Below are 16,816 nucleotides of genomic sequence, written 5' to 3' on the forward strand. Positions count from 1 at the left end.
GGTGCCCCGGATCGAGCCGCGGGCGCTGATCCGGCCGCCGGGCCTCCCCGGCCCCGTGTCCCGCGCCCTGCTGGGTTGTGCACGTTGGACGGTCGGGCCGGGTCGGGCCACGGCGCCGGGTGCCCGATCAGGGCCCGGAAACGGGACGAAACGAGGGCCGCGTGGCGGGTGGGGGCGCCGGCAGGGGGGCGTGCGTCCGGTGGTCGGGCCACCGGGCGGAACCTGGGCGGCGGGTCAGCCGCCGAAGCCGGAGTCGGCGGGGAGGGAGATGTCCGGCTTCTCCAACTCCTCGACGTTGACGTCCTTGAAGGTCATCACCCGGACGTTCTTCACGAACCGGGCGGGACGGTACATGTCCCACACCCAGGCGTCGTGCATCTCCACCTCGAAGTAGACCTCGCCGTCGGAGTTGCGCACGTGCAGGTCCACCTGGTTGGCCAGGTAGAACCGGCGCTCGGTCTCCACCACGTAGGAGAACTGGCGGACAATGTCGCGGTACTCCCGGTAGAGCTGCAGCTCCATCTCGGTCTCGTACTTCTCGAGATCTTCCGCGCTCATCGCACTCCGCCTTCCATGACCACATCTTCCCCCACCGACGCTGGAGGCCGAGGCTGCTCGCCCAACGCCACGCCGACGGTACCCCCTGGCGCGCAAGAGCGCTCCATCGGCTCGTCCAGGCTTGCGCCCACCGGGCGGCGGGCCCGGGGCGGGGCGCCGTCCCGGCCGGACACCGTCGCCACGTTGACGTACGAGAACCGGTGCTCCCGGCACGGCCCGCGCTCGCGCAGCGCCGCGCTGTGCTCCGGCGTGATGTAACCCTTGTGCTCGGCGAACCCGTAGCCGGGGAACGTTCCGTCCAGCTCGACCATGATCCGGTCCCGGGTGACCTTGGCGAGCACGCTCGCCGCCGCCACGCAGGCGGCCACCCGGTCCCCCTTCCACACCGCCAGCCCCGGCACGTCGAGGCCGTCCACCCCGAAGCCGTCGGTCAGCACGTACTCGGGCCGGGTGGCGAGCGAGGCCAGGGCGCGGCGCATCGCGGCCAGGTTGCACACGTGCAGGCCCCGCTCGTCGACCTCCTCCGCCGGGATGACCACCACCGAGTACGCCAGGGCGCGGGCGACGACCTCGTCGTAGACCCGCTCCCGGCTGGCCGGGGTGAGCAGCTTCGAGTCGGCCAGCCCGTCGATCTCGCCCCGCCGTCCCTCGGGCAGGATCGCGGCGGCGGCGACCAGCGGCCCGGCACACGCGCCCCGCCCCGCCTCGTCGGCGCCGGCGACATGCCGGAAACCGCGGCGCTGCAACGCGCGCTCCAGCGCGTAGAGCCCACCCTCGCGGCGCACCACCGTGCGCGGCGGCGTCAGCACGGCACACCTCCGTCGGCCGTCGGCGCCTCGGCCAGCGCCCGGGTCAGCACCGCCGGCAGGTCCGGCGGGTAGTAGCGCTCGCCGGTGGTCGCCAGCTCGTCCAGCGGCCACCACCGGTGCGCGGCGACGCTGGCCCGCTCGACCTCGCTGAAGCCGGCGGTGTCGACCTCGTGATCCGTCACCCGCACCAGGAAGAACTCCTGCTCCTGCCGGTACCAGACGCCGTCGAACGGGAACTCGGTCAGGTCACGGTGCACCGGCGCGCCGAATGCCGCGGCCGGCAGCCGCAGCCCGGTCTCCTCGGCCAGTTCCCGCGCGGCGCCCTCGGCGTACGTCTCGCCCGGGTCCAGCCCGCCACCGGGGGTGAACCACCAGCGGCCGTGCTCGGGACGGGCCGGGTCGGAGCCGCTGAACAGCAGCACCCGACCCGCCGCGTCGACGAGCAGGACGCGCGCCGCGCGCCGAGGGGTGTAGTCGGTCACCGCACCAGCCTGCCAGACGCCGCCGACAACGCCCACGCCCGGCGACCCCCTACGGCTCGGGGATGCCCTCGAACTGCTTGGGGACGCTCAGCCAGGTGGCCCGGTCGACCGGCCAGAAGACCGTGAAGGCCCGCCCGACGACCTCGTCCTCGGGGATCGTGGCCGCGGTGATGTCCTGCCCGGACTGCTGCCAGTGCTGCAACGAGTCGCCCGACGCCTCGCGGTGGTCGCCCATCACCCAGAGCCGGCCCTCCGGGACGGTGATGTCGAACTCCTCGCCGGCCTTGTCACCGGGGAAGATGTACGGCTCGTCCAACGACTTGCCGTTGATCACCAGCCGCTCCTGCGGGTCGCAGCAGACCACGTGGTCGCCGCCGACGCCGATGACCCGCTTGATGAAGTCCTCGCCGTCGGGGTTGCTGCTCCACTCCAGGGGCGCCCTGAAGACGATGACCTCGCCCCGGTGCGGCGACCGGAAGTCGTAGACCAGCTTGTTGACCAGCACCCGATCGTCGATCTGGAGCGTGTTCTCCATCGACGGGGAGGGGATGAAGAAGGTCTGCAGCACGAAGGCTCGCACCAGCACCGCGACCAGGATCGCCACGCCCAGGAGGATGGGCAGCTCCTTCCAGAAGGAACTGCGCGGCTTGTCGGTCTGCTCGTCAATCACGGAAGGAGCCTACGTTGCCCGGCTGGACGCCACCGTCCGGAACGCGCGAGAACGGCGAGCGCGGCCGCGACCGGGACGAGGAGCACCACACCGCCGCCCGGCGTGGGCCGGACCGGGGGTGGGGCCCCGGTGGAGGCCGCGGGCGGATCGGCGATGTCGTCGAAGGTGGCCGGCACCGACAGCGCGCTCCACCGCGACGACGGCCAGACCACGGTGAAGGCCCGGCCCACCACGTTGTCGATCGGCACCGGCCCCTGGCAGCGGGCGTCCTGGGAGACCAGCCGGTGGTCGCCCATCACGAAGATCTGGCCGGGCGGGACCACGACCTCCTCGAAGCGCCGGGACCGGCACTCGCGGGGGTTGGGCGGTACGTCGAGCGGCGAGTCCCTGATCACGTACGACGACTCGTCGAGCGGCGTGCCGTTGACCAGCACCCGCCCCTGCGCGTCGCAGCACTTCACCCGGTCGCCGGGCAGCGCGATGACCCGCTTGATGAAGTCCTTCTCGCCGGGGCGGCTGACGCCGACCAGGTCGCCGACCGTCCGGCTGAGCTTGCCCACGAAGCCGGGCTCCGGCTGCTCGTCGACCTGCGGGGCCCACCGGTCGGTGCCCCGGAAGACGACCACCTCGCCCCGCACCGGGTCGCGTACGTCGTAGACGACCTTGTTGACCAGGACCCGGTCACCGACGAGGAGGGTGTCCTCCATCGAGCCGGAGGGGATGAAGAACGCCTGGAGCAGGAAGGTGCGGATCAGCACCGCGAGGCAGAACGCGACGACCAGCAGCAGCGGCAGCTCCTGCCAGAGCGGCATCTGCCGGCGGGGCCGCCGCGCCCGGCGGCGCCAGGGGTCGACGGCGCCGTCCTCGTCCAGCGTCTGCACCACGCAACTCTCCGGTCAGCAGATAAGACAACTACCGCCCGGGAGCCTCGTCGAGGCCCCCCGGGCGGTAGTGGACGTCTCCCCGCCGTGCTGGCGGGACGTCGCCCGGCTGCGCCCGTACGACCAGGGTAGTGCGGTCCGGCCGGTACGACACACGCGCAGCTCGGGCGGCGTGGCGAGCGTGAGGTCAGCTCGGCTGCTTCTCGCGCTTCTCCTTGATCTTGGCCTTCTTGCCCCGCAGCTCGCGCAGGTAGTAGAGCTTGGCGCGACGGACGTCACCGCGGGTCACGACCTCGATCCGGTCGATGGCCGGGCTGTTGATCGGGTAGGTGCGCTCGACGCCGACACCGAAGCTGATCTTGCGGACCGAGAAGGTCTCGCGCAGACCGTCACCCTGGCGGCGGATGACGACGCCCTGGAAGATCTGGACACGGGACCGGTTGCCCTCGACGACCCGGGCGTGCACCTTGACGGTGTCACCGGCACGGAAGTCGGGGAGGTCGGTCCGCTTCGACTGGGCGTCAAGGGCGTCCAGGATGTTCATCGCTGCGTCCTCGTGAGGCTCACGGCGCACCGTCAATCGGTGCGCGGATGGGTGATTCTGATCCCCGGGTGCGGTCGGTGACCCGGTCGCGGTCGAGGATCCTCGCAGCCGGCCGCGGCGCGGCCGGTTGCGGCAACCCCCCTACTTTGCCACATCCCCCGGCGGCACCTGAAATCCGGCCCGGTCCAGCGCGGCGACGTCCCGTTTGTCCAGGTGCTCCGGGTCGAGCGCGGCGAACATGTCCGGGCGGCGCCGGGCGGTGCGGGTCAGCGCCTCGTCCCGCCGCCAGCGCGCGATCCGCCCGTGGTCGCCGGAGCGGAGCACCTCCGGCACCTCCAGCCCGCGCCAGGTCGCCGGCTTCGTGTACATGGGGGCCTCCAGCAGCCCGTGGGCGTGCGACTCCTCGTCCAGCGAGCCCGCGTTGCCGAGCACCCCGGGCAGCAGCCGGGTGACCGCCTCCAGGATCACCAGGACGGCGACCTCCCCGCCGAAGAGGACGTAGTCGCCGAGGGAGACCTCGGTCACCGGCATCCGGGTGGCGGCGTGGTCGAGGACCCGCTGGTCGATGCCCTCGTACCGGCCGCAGGCGAAGAGCAGGTGCGGCTCGGCGGCCAGCTCGTGCGCCATCGCCTGGGTGAAGGGGGCGCCGGTCGGCGCGGGCACCACCAGCCGGGGCGGGGTCACCTCCGCCGGGGCGAGGGCGTCGAGCGCCTCGCCCCACGGCTCCGGCCGCATCACCATGCCGGGCCCGCCGCCGTACGGCGTGTCGTCGACCGTGCGGTGCACGTCGTGGGTCCAGGTCCGCAGGTCGTGCACGGCCAGCCGCAGCGTGCCGTTCGCCCGCGCCTTGCCGATCAGCGACAGGTCCAGCGGGGCGAAGTACTCCGGGAAGATCGACACGATGTCGACGCGCATGCGGGGGTGCTCCAGCGGCTCTACAGGTCGAGCAGACCGGCCGGCGGGTCGACGACGACGCGACCGCCGGCGAGGTCAACCTCGGGGACGATCGCCTTGACGAACGGGATGAGGGCGGTGCGGCCCTCGGGCCGGCGCAGCACCAGCAGGTCGGAGGCGGGGGCGTGGTCGATCCGGGCCACCTCGCCCAGCCGCTCGCCGGCCGGGGTGACCACGGCCAGCCCGACGAGCTGGTGGTCGTTGAACTCCTCCGGGTCCTCCGGCGGGGCGACGTCGGCGCTGTCGACCGCGAGCAGGGTGCCGCGCAGCGCCTCGGCGACGTCCCGGTCCAGGACGCCCTCGAAGGCGACCAGCAGCCGCCCCTGGTGCCAGCGGGCGGCCTCCACGGTCAGCTCGGCGGGCACCCGGAAGGGCTCGCCGTACTCGGACGCGGGCTGCGGCGGCGCCGCCCCCGGCTCGGTGCGCAGCACGCGATCGCTGGGCACAGCCGGGGGCGCCGCCCCCGGCTCGGTGCGCAGCACCATGCCGGGGGCGAAGCGCGCTTCGGGCTCGTCGGTCCGCACCTCCACGGTGACCTCACCGCGGATGCCGTGCGGCTTGCCGATCCTGCCGACGATGAGCAGCATCAGTACGAGTCGACGATGTCGACGCGCACGCCGCGCCCGCCGATGGAGCCGATCACCTGGCGCAGCGCCTTGGCGGTCCGGCCGGACCGCCCGATCACCGTGCCGAGGTCCTCCGGGTGCACGCGGACTTCCAGCCGCTTGCCCCGACGGGAGTCGACCAGCCGGACGCGCACGTCATCGGGGTGGTCGACGATGCCCTTGACCAGGTGCTCCAACGCCGGACGCAGTGCCATGTCAGGCATGCTCGCCGGAGTCCGCACCGGCCTGCTCCTCGGTCTTCGGCGCCTCCTCGGCGGCCGGAGCCTCGGCCTTGGCGGCCTTCTTGGCCGGCTTGGCCGGGGTCTCGGCCAGCCCGGCGGCGGCCTTCGCCTCGGCCTCGTACGCCGCGGTGCGGTCGACCCGCTCCGGGGCGACCTTCAGCGGCGGCGGGGCCGGCAGGCCCTTGAACTTCTGCCAGTCACCGGTCAGCTCCAGCAGCCGCTGCACCGCCTCGCTCGGCTGGGCGCCGACGGACAGCCAGTACTGGACCCGCTCCGACTTGACCTCGATCACCGAAGGGTCTTCCTTCGGCTGGTAGACCCCGACGAACTCGATCGCCCGGCCGTCGCGCTTGGTGCGCGAGTCGGCGACGACGATGCGGTACTGCGGGTTGCGGATCTTGCCCATCCGCAGGAGCCGGATCTTTACGGCCACAGTTGTTTCGCTCCTGTTGCGATCTCACCAGCCCGACGAGGGCGGTGCACGGGTGAGCGCCGACCGGCACAGTGGGGTTGGGCCGGAGACTGCTCGGTGGACTGGCGACGTGCCCGGGTTAGAGGGCGCCGGACACGCGCCGGATACCAGCCAGCCATTCTGCCAGATCGGGACCGGATCTCTCACACCGGACCACCCGGGGTCACCCGCGCACCGGCGGAAGTGACGGGAAACACACCCGCCGGGTCAGCGCACCGGGGGGCGGTCCCAGCCCGGCGGGAGTTCGTCGGGGGTGGTCCACTCCGGCGGCGGGGTGAAGTCGCACCAGGTGCCGTCGAAGGGGAACTCCCCCGCCTCGGCCAACGCGATCACGCGCTTGCCCTCGGCCCGGACGGCGTCGGGGTCGGCGACCCAGTAGTGCTCGGGGAAGGCGAGCCGCTCAACGAACTCGTCCTCGTCCTTCCACTCCCAGCCGCGGTCCGGCCGAACGACCACGTCGAGGTCCTGGTCCACCATGTCGACCCCGGCGAGCGCGCCGTCGTCCCAGCGCACCCCGGGCTCCTCCAGGTTGACGTACCAGGCGGCGAAGCGGTCGTGCGCGTCGCGGAACCACCAGACCGAGTGGGCCGCCCCGGTGGGCAGGAACTTCAGCACGGACGGGCCGTGCCATCGGCTGTGGGCCAGGCGGTAGGACGAGGAGACCCACTCGGCGAACGGCACCGCCCGCATGCCCAGCCCGGCCGCGGTGACCTCGGCCGCCACGGGCGAGTCGCGGGCCACCCAGAGCAGCAGGCCCCGGTCGTCGTCGCTGACCACGCGGGCGGCGCGGACCCAGCCGATGCGGCCCCGGCGCACGTTGCGGTGGACGATCAGCCGCCCCGGTTCGAACCTCACGCCCCGACCCTACCGGCGCCCGGTCCGCTCCCGGCCCGACGACCCGCCGGGTGCGCCGAACGCGGACGGCCGGCCCCGCGAGGCGGGACCGGCCGTGCGGCGTACGGGTGGGTCAGTAGGCGCGGGCCAGGATCGCGACGAGGTCGGGCTCGTCCTCGGAGTCGGGCACCGAGCCGTCGGCGCGGAGCAGGCAGCGCACGGTGACGCCCTGGCCGTTCGCCTCCGCCTCGCCCTGGACGCCGACCGCCGACCACGGCACCCGGGCCCAGCCGGTGGCCGCGGCCTCGATCGCCTCGGCCAGCGTCGACACCTCGACGGTGCGGGACTGCCGGTGGGCCAGCGCCTGGTCGTGCAGCGCCTGCTGGTCGGCGTCGAGGGCGGCCAGCACGGCGCCGACCACGTCGGCCACCGGCGTCGGGGACTTCGAGCCGTCCGTGCGCCGGACCACGACCGCGTTGCCGGCGGCCAGGTCGCGGGGGCCGACCTCGACGCGTACCGGATAGCCGCGCAGCTCGGCGTCGACGGCCCGGCGGCCGAACGGGGTGTCGGTGCGGTCGTCGAGCGCGACCCGGACGCCGGCGTCGCGCAGCGCGTCGCGCAGCTTGGCCGCCGCCTCACCCACGCCCTCGCCGTCCTTGACCACCATGACGTACGCCTGCACCGGCGCCAGCTTCGGCGGCACGCGCAGGCCGTTGTCGTCGCCGTGGCACATGATCAGGCCGCCGAGCATCCGGGTCGACGTGCCCCACGACGTGGTCCACGCGTGCTCCCGGCCACCCTCGGCCGAGGAGTAGCTGATGTCGAACGCCTTGGCGAAGTTCTGCCCCAGCTCGTGGCTGGTGCCGAGCTGGAGCGCCTTGCCGTCACCCATCATGCCCTCGCAGGTGTAGGTGGCGGTGGCCCCGGCGAAGCGCTCGCGGGCCGTCTTCAGGCCGACGACCACCGGGATGCCGAGCACGTTGACCATCAGGTCCTCGTACGCCTCGTGCAGGATCCGGCGGGCGTAGGCGCGGGCGTCGGCACGGGTGGCGTGCGCGGTGTGCCCCTCCTGCCAGAGGAACTCGCTGGTGCGCAGGAAGATCCGGGGACGCAGCTCCCAGCGGACCACGTTGGCCCACTGGTTGAGCAGCAGCGGCAGGTCGCGGTAGGAGTCGATCCACTTGGCCATGAACTCGCCGATGACGGTCTCGCTGGTGGGGCGCACCACCACGGGCTCGGCGAGCTGCTTGCCGCCGCCGTGGGTGACCACCGCGAGCTCCGGCGAGAAGCCCTCGACGTGCTCCGCCTCCCGCTTGAGGTAGCTCTCCGGGATGAAGAGCGGGAAGTAGGCGTTCTCCGCGCCCGCCGCCTTGATCCGGGCGTCCATCTCGGCCTGCATCCGCTCCCAGATGGCGTAGCCGGCCGGTCGGATGACCATGGTCCCCCGGACCGGGCCGTTGTCGGCCAGCTTCGCCTTGGCGATCAGGTCCTGGTACCAGCGGGGAAAGTCCTCCGCACGGGGAGTGAGCACGCGTGCCATGACCGCACATCCTATGCGCCGGCCGCCCGGGGGGCGCGCTCGGGCGCGGCGTCGTCGTCATCGCCCCGGACGGCGGGGTGCGGCGGGCCGGCGACGTGGGCCACCATGGGAGGGTGAAAGAGGGCAACCGGTCCAGGGACAGCATCGTCGAGGCCGCCCGGGCGCTGACCGTCGCGACCGGCTGGGACGGTGTCCGGATGGGTGCCGTCGCGCGCGCGGCGGGGGTCAGCCGGCAGACGGTCTACAACGAGTTCGGCAGCAAGGCGGGGCTCGCCGAGGCGCTCGCCCGGCGGGAGGTCGACCGGTTCGTCGGCGCCGTACGCACCCTCCTGCGCGCGCACGGCGACGACGTCCGGGCCGCCGCCCACGCGACCATCACGCACACCCTCACCGAGGCGGCCGGCGACCCGCTGATCAAGGCCGTCCTGACCGGTTCCCGGGGCGGCTCCGACGACCTGCTGCCCTACCTCACCACCCGCTCGGACCTGGTGCTGACGGAGGCCACCGACGCGCTGCTGGAGTGGGCCGACACGGTGCTGCCGGGCGCCGACCGGGCCGCCGTCGCCTTCGCCACGGACTCGGTCGTCCGGCTGGTGATCAGCCACATCGTCCTGCCCACCGCCCCGGTCGAGCGGACCGCCGCGGCCCTGGCCGACCTGGCGGTGTACCTCCTTCTGCACGCGGTCACCCAGGGCGCCCACACCGACTGACCGGGCAGACCGCGACGGGCGCCGACCCTCGGGGAGCGGGCGTGGCGCGGGCGCCGGCTTACGAGCGCGGCGGGCGCCGGCCCACCCGGAGCGGTCGCGGCGCGGCGTGGCGCGGGCGCCGGCTTACGGGCGCGGCGGGCGCCGGCCCACCCGGAGCGGTCGCGGCGCGGGAGCGGCTCCCCCGCCGGCGGGGCGGCCTCCGCCGGTCAGCGGACGACGCGACCGCGCAGCACGATCCGGGCGGGGGCACGCACGGCACGCAGGTCGACGCGCGGGTCGTCGGCGTAGACGACCAGGTCCGCCAGGCCGCCCTCGACCAGGCCGGGGAAGCCGAGCCACTCGCGGGCCCGCCAGGAGGCGGCGGCGAGCACGTCGACGGTGGACATGCCGGCCCGCTCGTGCAGCAGCAGCATCTCCTCGGCGGCCAGGCCGTGGTCGATGCCGCCGCCCGCGTCGGTGCCCACGTAGATCGGCACCCCCGCCTCGTGGGCGGCCCGCACCACCTCGGGAAAGCGGTCGCGCAGGGCCAACATGTGGTCGGCGTAGCCGGGGAACTTGGCCCGCGCCTGGTCGGCGATCCCGCCGAAGGTCTGAATGTTGATCATCGTGGGGACCAGGGCGGTGCCCCGCCGGGCCATCTCGTCGATCAGGTCGAGGCTCAGGCCGGTGCCGTGCTCCACCGAGTCCACCCCGGCGCGCACCATGATCTCGACGGCCGACTCGGAGAAGGTGTGCACGGCGGCGCGGACGCCCGCCGCGTGCGCCGCCGCGACCGCCGCGGTCATCGTGTCGGCGTCCCAGGCCGGGGCGAGGTCGCCGACGCCCCGGTCGATCCAGTCGCCGACCAGCTTCACCCAGCCGTTGCCGGCGCGCGCCTGCGCGGCCACGGTCGCCGCGACCTCCGCCGCGCCGACCTCCACGCCGATGTCGCGCAGGTAGCGCTTCGGCGGCGCGATGTGCCGGCCCGCGCGGGCCAGCCGTGGCAGGTCCTCGGCGTCGTCCAGTTCCGGGTACGGATACGGCGACCCGGCGTCGCGGATCGCGAGGACGCCGGCGTCCCGGTCGGTGCGGGCCAGCTCGCGGGCCTGGTCGATCGAGGTGATCGGCGCGCCACCCCGCGCGATACCGATGTGGCAGTGCGCGTCGATCAGGCCGGGCAGCACGAAACCGCCGTCCGCGATGGTCTCCGCGCCCGGGACCGGGGTGAAGGTCACCCGGTCCCCGACCAGCCACAGGTCACGGACCTCGTCGTCGGGCAGCACCACGCCGCGTACGTGCCAGGCCATGCGTCCTCCGGTCTGCGAGCGAAAGGGCGGTCCGGGCCATTCTCCCCGGTCCGCGCCGGCCGGTCCCGGCCGGGCCGTCCTCGGCGGGCGGCGGGCCGCCCGGCCGCCTCTGCAGCGACGATTCCGCTCCGCTGTCACCTCAACACGGAGCGGAACGAACGGCTGATTGACAGATTCCTTTATTTACACATGTCTTGATGTAGGGATCTTCCGTCGCCAGGATGCTCCGAAAGTGCCCGCACACCAGGGCATGCGCAGTTTCGCCTCACGAAGGAGCGTCGAGACAGTGGCAGCACGACGATGGCGAATGGCAGTGGTCGGCCTGGCGGTCGGCCTCACCGTCCCGATCGGCGCCGGCGGACCCGCCGCCGCCGGACCGGATCCCGTCCGGGCGGAGGCCAGGGCGGTGGCCGAGAAGGTAGACAAGAAGGTCACCACCCGGCTCGCCGGCCAGACCAAGGCCAGCTTCTGGGTCTTCCTGGACAGCAAGGCAGACCTGTCCGGCGCGGCCAGGCTGAAGCGCAAGGCGGACAAGGCCGCGCACGTCCACCGCACCAAGACCGCGCACGCCGCGCGCAGCCAGGCGGGCCTGCGCGCCATGCTGACCGCGAAGGGCGCCGAGTTCACCCCGTTCTGGCTGGTCAACGCGATCAAGGTGACCGGCGACGCCGACCTGCTCGGCGACCTCGCCGTGCGCTCCGACGTGGCCGAGATCCTCGCCGACGACCCGGTCGACATCCCGAAGCCGCTGCCCGGCGAAACCGTTCCCGCCACCGACGCGGCGGAGTGGAACATCGACCGGGTCAGCGCCCCACGGGTCTGGAACGAGCTGGGCGTGCGCGGCGAGGGCGTCGTGGTCGCCAACATCGACAGCGGGGTCGACGTCACCCACCCCGCCGTGGCCGCCAGCTACCGGGGCCGCAACGGCGACGGCACGCTCGACCACAACTACAACTGGTTCGACCCGGCCGACGTCTGCCCCACCGCCGCCCCGTGCGACAACAACGACCACGGCACGCACACCATGGGCACCATGGTCGGCTCGGACGGCGCGAACGTGATCGGCGTGGCCCCCGGCGCCCGGTGGATCGCCGCCAAGGGTTGCGAGAGCAGCAGTTGCTCGCGGGCGTCGCTGCTCGCCTCCGGCCAGTGGATCGTCGCCCCCACCGACCTCAACGGCGCCAACCCGCGCCCCGACCTCGCCCCCGACGTCGTGAACAACTCCTGGGGCTCCAGCGCCTACGACCCGTGGTACACCGAGACCGTGTCGGCGTGGGTGGCCGCCGGCATCTTCCCGGCCTTCTCCAACGGCAACAGCGGCCCGAGCTGCAACACCTCGGGCAGCCCCGGGTCGTACACGATCAGCTACAGCTCCGGCGCGTTCGACGTGAACAACGCGATCGCCAGCTTCTCCAGCCGGGGCACCGGCGAGAACAGCGACATCAAGCCGAACATCGCCGCGCCGGGCGCCAACGTCCGCTCCTCGGTGCCGGGCGGCTACGCGTCCTTGAGCGGCACCTCGATGGCCTCGCCGCACACCGCGGCGACCGTGGCCCTGATGTGGTCGGCCTCGCCCGCCATCCAGGGCGACATCGCCGAGACCCGGCGCATCCTGGACGACACCGCGATCGACGTCAACGCGCTCACCTGCGGCGGCACCGTCGACGACAACAACGTCTTCGGCGAGGGCCGGCTCGACGCGTACGCGGCGGTCAACGCCACCCCCCGGGGCGCCCTCGGCGCGCTGGGCGGCCAGGTCACCTCGGGCGGCACCCCGCTGGCCGGGGCCAGCGTGACGGTCAGCGGCCCGATGGGGCGCGCCGCCACCACCGCCGCCGACGGGTCGTACGCGTTCGGCCGGCTGATGGTCGGCGCGTACACCGTCTCGGTGAGCAAGTTCGGCTACCTGACGGCGACCACCTCGGTGACGGTCACCGAGAACCAGACGATCGAGGCGGACATCACCGTCGAGCAGGCCCCCTCGGCCACGCTCAGCGGCACGGTACGCACCTCGGCCGGCCCGGCCGGCGGCGCCAGCGTCACGGTCCTCGGCACCCCGCTCGCCACCACCGCCGACGAGCAGGGCCGTTACCGCGTGACCGTGCCGCAGGGCACGTACGACGTCCGCTTCGCGCACGCGTACCGCTGCTCGGACGTGGTGACCCGGCCGGCGGCGGTCGGCCCGGACACCGTCCTGGACGTCAGCCTGCCCGACCGGGTGGACGCCTTCGGGTACGCGTGCGGCGCGGCCGGCGGTTCCTTCGTCAGCGGCACGGAGCTGATGCCGCTGACCGGGGACGATCGGACCGCCCCCGTCACGCTGCCCTTCCGGGTTCCGCTGTACGGCAGGTCCTACCGGCAGGCGTGGGTGAGCACCAACGGCGTGCTGGGCTTCGACACCGCGTCGACCAGCCGCGCCAACACCGCCCTGCCGAACACCGCCAACCCCGACCTCGCGCTCTTCCCGTTCTGGGACGACCTCTACGTGGAGGCCGACTCGGGGGTCTACACCGCCGTCACCGGCGCCCGGCCGCACCGCACCTTCGTCGTGGAGTGGCGTAACGTCGCGCTCTTCGCCGACCGGTCGATGCGGTTGACCTTCAGCGCCGCCATCAGCGAGGACGGCTCGATCACCTACCGGTACGCCGACGTCGACGGCACCGGCGCGGAGACCGGCACCGGAGCGACGATCGGCCTGGAGAACGTCGACGGCACCGTCGGGTTCGAGTACTCGTACAACGCCCGGGCGGTGGCCGACGGCACCGCGATCGCGTTCCGCACCACGCGCACCGGCGTGCTCTCCGGCGTGGTCACCGACGCCAACGACGGGCATCCGGTCGCCGGCGCCACGGTGACCGCCAGGGTGGGCGACGCGACCGCCACGGAGACGACCGAGGCCGACGGGTCGTACCTGATCCAGGCCCCGACCGGCGCCGTCGGGTTCGGCATCGAGAGGGAGCACTACGAGTCGGCGGTGGGCACGGTGACCGTGCCGGCCGGCGGCGCCGAGGTCCGCTCGGCGGCGCTGCGGACCGCCCGGGTCGCCACCCCGACCAGCGAGCTGGCCGTCGTCGCCCCGGCCGACCAGACCCGCGGCCGTCACGTCGCCCTCAGCAACACGGGCGCGCTCGGCACCGACGTCACGGTCACCGAACTGAACGCCGACGGGGCGCCGCAGGACATCGGTTGGCTGAGCCTCACCGGGGCCACCGCCAGCCTGGCCAGCGGCGGCCGGCACACCGTCGGCGTGGCGGTCAGCACCGCCGGGCTGACCCCCGGCACCCACCACCGGGCCAAGCTGCGGATCACCTCGGCCAGCGGCCGCCAGCCGGTCCTTCTCGTCCCGGTCACCCTCGTGGTGCCGAGCTACGCCCTGGCGGTCAACGCCGGGGCCGGCGCGGCGCGGGCCGACGTGGAGGGTCAGACCTGGTCGCCGGACCGGGCCTGGACCGCCGGCGGCGCGGGCTACCTCGGCAACTCCAACGCGCGGTCGACCAGCACCCCGATCACCGGCACCAACGACCCGGCCCGCTTCGCGGACCAGCGGGAGGGGATGTACGAGTACCGCGTCGACGGGTTGGCGGACGGCCACTACACGGTCGAGCTGGACTTCGCCGAGGTCCGGCCGCAGTCGCCGGACAAGCGGGTCTTCGACGTGCTGCTCGAAGGCCAGGAGGTGCTGCCGTCCCTGGACGTGGCCGGTGCGGTGGGCAGCTTCGCCGCGCTGAACCGGACGTACACGGTGCGGGTGACGGACGGCCAGCTCAACGTGCGGTTCGTGACGCACAAGGGCTACGGCGCGCCGATCGTCAACGCGCTGCGGGTCACCGACCGGCCGGACCTGGTCTCCTGACCGGACGAACGGAAAGCGGGGCCCGGCCGGTCACGGCCGGGCCCCGCCCGTGTGCGGGGGTCAGTCCCCGTCGCGCGCCAGCAGCCCGGCCCGCCGCGCCGTCAGCGCGGGCAGGTCGACGGAGACCTTCCACGGCCGCTCGGTGACGAAGAGGTCCTCGGTGTGCGTCACCGCCTCGTACTCGCCGGCGGGGCCGAGCGTGTATTCCGTCAGGGTCATCCGCTCGTGCAGCGGGTCGACCACCCAGTACGTCCGCACCCCGGCGTGCGCGTAGACCTTCGCCTTGTCGTAGAGGTCGCGGAACGTGGAGGTCGGCGAGAGCACCTCGACGGCCAGCAGCGCGTCCTCCACGGGGACGGGCGAGCGGTCGGCGTGCTCGCGGCGGATGGCGACCACGTCGGGGCGCGGCTCGTTGCGGCGGTCGATACGCATCGACAGGTCGATGCTGACCAGGTATTCGGCGGGGCAGTTGACCTCGAGCGCGAGCAGCAGTCGCACGCAGAGATCCTGATGCACGGCGGTGGGGGACGGCACGGTCAACCTTCCGTTGACCAACTCGTACGGAAGGTCCTTCGGCAGGTCACCGAGGTCGTCGACCGTCCACTCCGACCGCTCGGGCAGGATGGGCGCCACCGTCATGACTCCTCCTCCCAGGGGCGACATCACCCTACGCAGGGATCGCGTCACCCGCCGTCACCGACACGCCTCAGCGGGGCCGGCCGTCGCCGCCCTTGCCGAGCTTGTTGAAGTCGATCTTCGGCAGCTTGAAGCCCGGCGGCAGGCCCTGGCCGGCGGCCAGGTCGTTCGGGTCCATGCCCGGCGGGAGCTGCGGCATGCCGCCGGGGAAGCCGCCCGGCGTCCCGGCGCCCGCCCCGGCGCGCGGCCGGTTGCCGCCCTTGGTGCCTTTACGCTTGTTCTTCGGCGACTTGGTCGCCTTGCGCCGGCCGCCGCCGGGCAGGCCCATCATGCCGCCCATCTGCTTCATCATCTTCTGCGCGTCGGCGAAGCGGTTGAGCAGCTGGTTGACGTCCATCACCGTGACGCCGGAGCCGTTGGCGATGCGGGCCCGGCGGGAGCCGTTGATGATCTTCGGGTTGCTCCGCTCGCCCGGCGTCATCGACCGGATGATCGCGGTGACCCGGTCGAAGTGCTTGTCGTCCAGCTCCGCGAGCTGGTCCTTCATCTGCCCCATGCCGGGCATCATGGCCAGCACGTTCGCGATCGGGCCCATCCGGCGGACCGCGATGAGCTGGTCGAGGAAGTCCTCCAGGGTGAACTGCTCGCCGCCCATCAGCTTGGCGGTCATCTTCTCCTTCTGATCGGCGTCGAAGGCCTGCTCGGCCTGCTCGATCAGAGTGAGGACGTCGCCCATGCCGAGGATCCGGCTCGCCATCCGGTCGGGGTGGAAGACGTCGAAGTCCTCCAGCTTCTCGCCGGTGGAGGCGAAGAGGATCGGCTGCCCGGTGACCTCCCGGACCGACAGCGCCGCGCCGCCGCGGGCGTCGCCGTCGAGCTTGGAGAGGACCACGCCGGTGATGCCCACGCCGTCGCGGAACGCCTCGGCGGTGCGCACCGCGTCCTGGCCGACCATGGCGTCGATGACGAAGATGACCTCGTCCGGGTCGACCGCGTCGCGGATGTCGGCGGCCTGCTGCATCATCTCGGCGTCGATGCCGAGCCGGCCGGCGGTGTCGACGATGACGATGTCCCGGGCCGCCCGCCGGGCGTGCTCGATCGAGGCGCGGGCGACCTGCACCGGGTCGCCGACGCCGTTGCCGGGCTCCGGGGCGTACACCTCGACGCCGGCGCGGCCACCGAGCACCTGGAGCTGCCCGACGGCGTTGGGGCGCTGGAGGTCGGCGGCGACCAGCAGCGGCTGGTGCCCCTGGGCCTTGAGCCAGCGGGCCAGCTTGCCGGCGAGGGTCGTCTTGCCGGAACCCTGGAGGCCGGCGAGCATGATCACGGTCGGCGGCTGCTTGGCGAACTGGAGCCGCCGGCCCTCACCGCCGAGCACGTTGACCAGCTCGTCGTTGACGATCTTGATGATCTGCTGGGCGGGGTTGAGCGCCTGGGAGACCTCGGCGCCGCGCGCCCGCTCCTTGACGTTCGAGATGAAGCCCTTGACCACCGGCAGCGCGACGTCCGCCTCCAGCAGCGCGAGGCGGATCTCACGCGCGGTGGCGTCGATGTCGGCGTCGGTGAGCCGACCCTTGCCGCGGAGCTTGGTGAAGATCCCGGACAGGCGGTCACTCAAGGTGTCAAACACGCGAACATCCCGTTTGTCAGTGTTCCGGCGGGCACATCGGCGACCGGGCGAGGCGTCCGGCCACCGCTAGGGTATCCGGCCGCCCGCACGGCCGCTCCGGGCCGGGCGCA

Annotated in this window: 16 protein-coding genes and 1 pseudogene; 2 read left to right on the plus strand and 15 right to left on the minus strand. The window is 73.2% G+C overall.

Annotated elements, in window-relative coordinates:
- Positions 1-234: 234 nt before the first annotated feature.
- The 12 genes and pseudogenes from ACGF7U_RS10205 to proS form a co-directional block, all read right to left on the minus strand.
- Positions 235-558 carry a DUF2469 domain-containing protein gene (locus tag ACGF7U_RS10205; RefSeq protein ID WP_007075222.1) on the minus strand — a complete coding sequence of 108 codons (324 nt, stop codon included), beginning with the start codon at positions 556-558 and terminating at the stop codon, positions 235-237.
- Positions 555-1,367 carry a ribonuclease HII gene (locus ACGF7U_RS10210; RefSeq protein WP_393104980.1) on the minus strand — a complete coding sequence of 271 codons (813 nt, stop codon included), beginning with the start codon at positions 1,365-1,367 and terminating at the stop codon, positions 555-557. Before ACGF7U_RS10210 ends, ACGF7U_RS10205 begins: the two co-directional genes overlap by 4 nt.
- Positions 1,361-1,849: an NUDIX hydrolase gene (locus ACGF7U_RS10215; protein WP_393104982.1), complete on the minus strand. Its 489-nt coding sequence runs from the start codon at positions 1,847-1,849 to the stop codon at positions 1,361-1,363. Before ACGF7U_RS10215 ends, ACGF7U_RS10210 begins: the two co-directional genes overlap by 7 nt.
- 49 nt (positions 1,850-1,898) lie before the next feature.
- On the minus strand, positions 1,899-2,519 hold the full coding sequence (gene lepB, locus ACGF7U_RS10220; protein WP_393104984.1) for a signal peptidase I: 621 nt from the start codon (positions 2,517-2,519) through the stop codon (positions 1,899-1,901).
- A gap of 9 nt (positions 2,520-2,528) precedes the next feature.
- Positions 2,529-3,403 (minus strand): annotated as a pseudogene (gene lepB, locus ACGF7U_RS10225) (signal peptidase I).
- A 184-nt stretch (positions 3,404-3,587) separates the two neighbouring features.
- Positions 3,588-3,944, minus strand: a complete 357-nt coding sequence (gene rplS, locus ACGF7U_RS10230; protein WP_089001547.1) for a 50S ribosomal protein L19 — start codon at positions 3,942-3,944, stop codon at positions 3,588-3,590.
- A gap of 141 nt (positions 3,945-4,085) precedes the next feature.
- Entirely contained in the window at positions 4,086-4,859 is a 774-nt protein-coding gene (gene trmD / locus ACGF7U_RS10235; RefSeq protein WP_393104986.1) for a tRNA (guanosine(37)-N1)-methyltransferase TrmD, read from the minus strand.
- A 20-nt stretch (positions 4,860-4,879) separates the two neighbouring features.
- Positions 4,880-5,482 carry a ribosome maturation factor RimM gene (gene rimM, locus ACGF7U_RS10240; RefSeq protein WP_393105306.1) on the minus strand — a complete coding sequence of 201 codons (603 nt, stop codon included), beginning with the start codon at positions 5,480-5,482 and terminating at the stop codon, positions 4,880-4,882.
- A gap of 2 nt (positions 5,483-5,484) precedes the next feature.
- The gene (locus tag ACGF7U_RS10245) at positions 5,485-5,745 is read right to left on the minus strand and encodes an RNA-binding protein (protein ID WP_393104988.1); all 261 of its coding nucleotides are present in this window, start codon (positions 5,743-5,745) and stop codon (positions 5,485-5,487) included.
- The gene (gene rpsP, locus ACGF7U_RS10250; RefSeq protein WP_393104990.1) at positions 5,720-6,178 is read right to left on the minus strand and encodes a 30S ribosomal protein S16; all 459 of its coding nucleotides are present in this window, start codon (positions 6,176-6,178) and stop codon (positions 5,720-5,722) included. Before rpsP ends, ACGF7U_RS10245 begins: the two co-directional genes overlap by 26 nt.
- A 246-nt stretch (positions 6,179-6,424) precedes the next feature.
- Positions 6,425-7,072: a DUF402 domain-containing protein gene (locus ACGF7U_RS10255; RefSeq protein ID WP_393104991.1), complete on the minus strand. Its 648-nt coding sequence runs from the start codon at positions 7,070-7,072 to the stop codon at positions 6,425-6,427.
- A 112-nt stretch (positions 7,073-7,184) separates the two neighbouring features.
- Positions 7,185-8,591 (minus strand): proline--tRNA ligase, encoded by a 1,407-nt coding sequence (gene proS / locus ACGF7U_RS10260; RefSeq protein ID WP_393104993.1) that lies wholly within the window; start codon positions 8,589-8,591, stop codon positions 7,185-7,187.
- A gap of 113 nt (positions 8,592-8,704) precedes the next feature.
- On the opposite strand from proS, the gene ACGF7U_RS10265 reads away from it, so the two are divergent.
- On the plus strand, positions 8,705-9,301 hold the full coding sequence (locus tag ACGF7U_RS10265; RefSeq protein WP_393104995.1) for a TetR family transcriptional regulator: 597 nt from the start codon (positions 8,705-8,707) through the stop codon (positions 9,299-9,301).
- 206 nt (positions 9,302-9,507) lie between these two features.
- On the opposite strand, the gene ACGF7U_RS10270 is transcribed toward ACGF7U_RS10265, so the two are convergent.
- Positions 9,508-10,587 (minus strand): amidohydrolase family protein, encoded by a 1,080-nt coding sequence (locus ACGF7U_RS10270; RefSeq protein ID WP_393104997.1) that lies wholly within the window; start codon positions 10,585-10,587, stop codon positions 9,508-9,510.
- A gap of 307 nt (positions 10,588-10,894) precedes the next feature.
- On the opposite strand from ACGF7U_RS10270, the gene ACGF7U_RS10275 reads away from it, so the two are divergent.
- Positions 10,895-14,440 carry a S8 family serine peptidase gene (locus ACGF7U_RS10275; protein WP_393104999.1) on the plus strand — a complete coding sequence of 1,182 codons (3,546 nt, stop codon included), beginning with the start codon at positions 10,895-10,897 and terminating at the stop codon, positions 14,438-14,440.
- A 60-nt stretch (positions 14,441-14,500) separates the two neighbouring features.
- Here the strand turns inward: ACGF7U_RS10275 and ACGF7U_RS10280 are convergent, their stop codons facing one another.
- Together ACGF7U_RS10280 and ffh are read right to left on the minus strand one after the other, a co-directional pair.
- Positions 14,501-15,079, minus strand: coding sequence for a Uma2 family endonuclease (locus tag ACGF7U_RS10280; protein ID WP_393105001.1), 579 nt, complete (start codon positions 15,077-15,079; stop codon positions 14,501-14,503).
- A 67-nt stretch (positions 15,080-15,146) separates the two neighbouring features.
- Complete coding sequence (gene ffh / locus ACGF7U_RS10285) at positions 15,147-16,706, minus strand: signal recognition particle protein (RefSeq protein ID WP_393105003.1); 1,560 nt, start codon at positions 16,704-16,706, stop codon at positions 15,147-15,149.
- Positions 16,707-16,816: the final 110 nt, after the last annotated feature.

It is taken from the genome of Micromonospora sp. NPDC047670, assembly GCF_043204915.1.
Lineage (GTDB): Bacteria > Actinomycetota > Actinomycetes > Mycobacteriales > Micromonosporaceae > Micromonospora.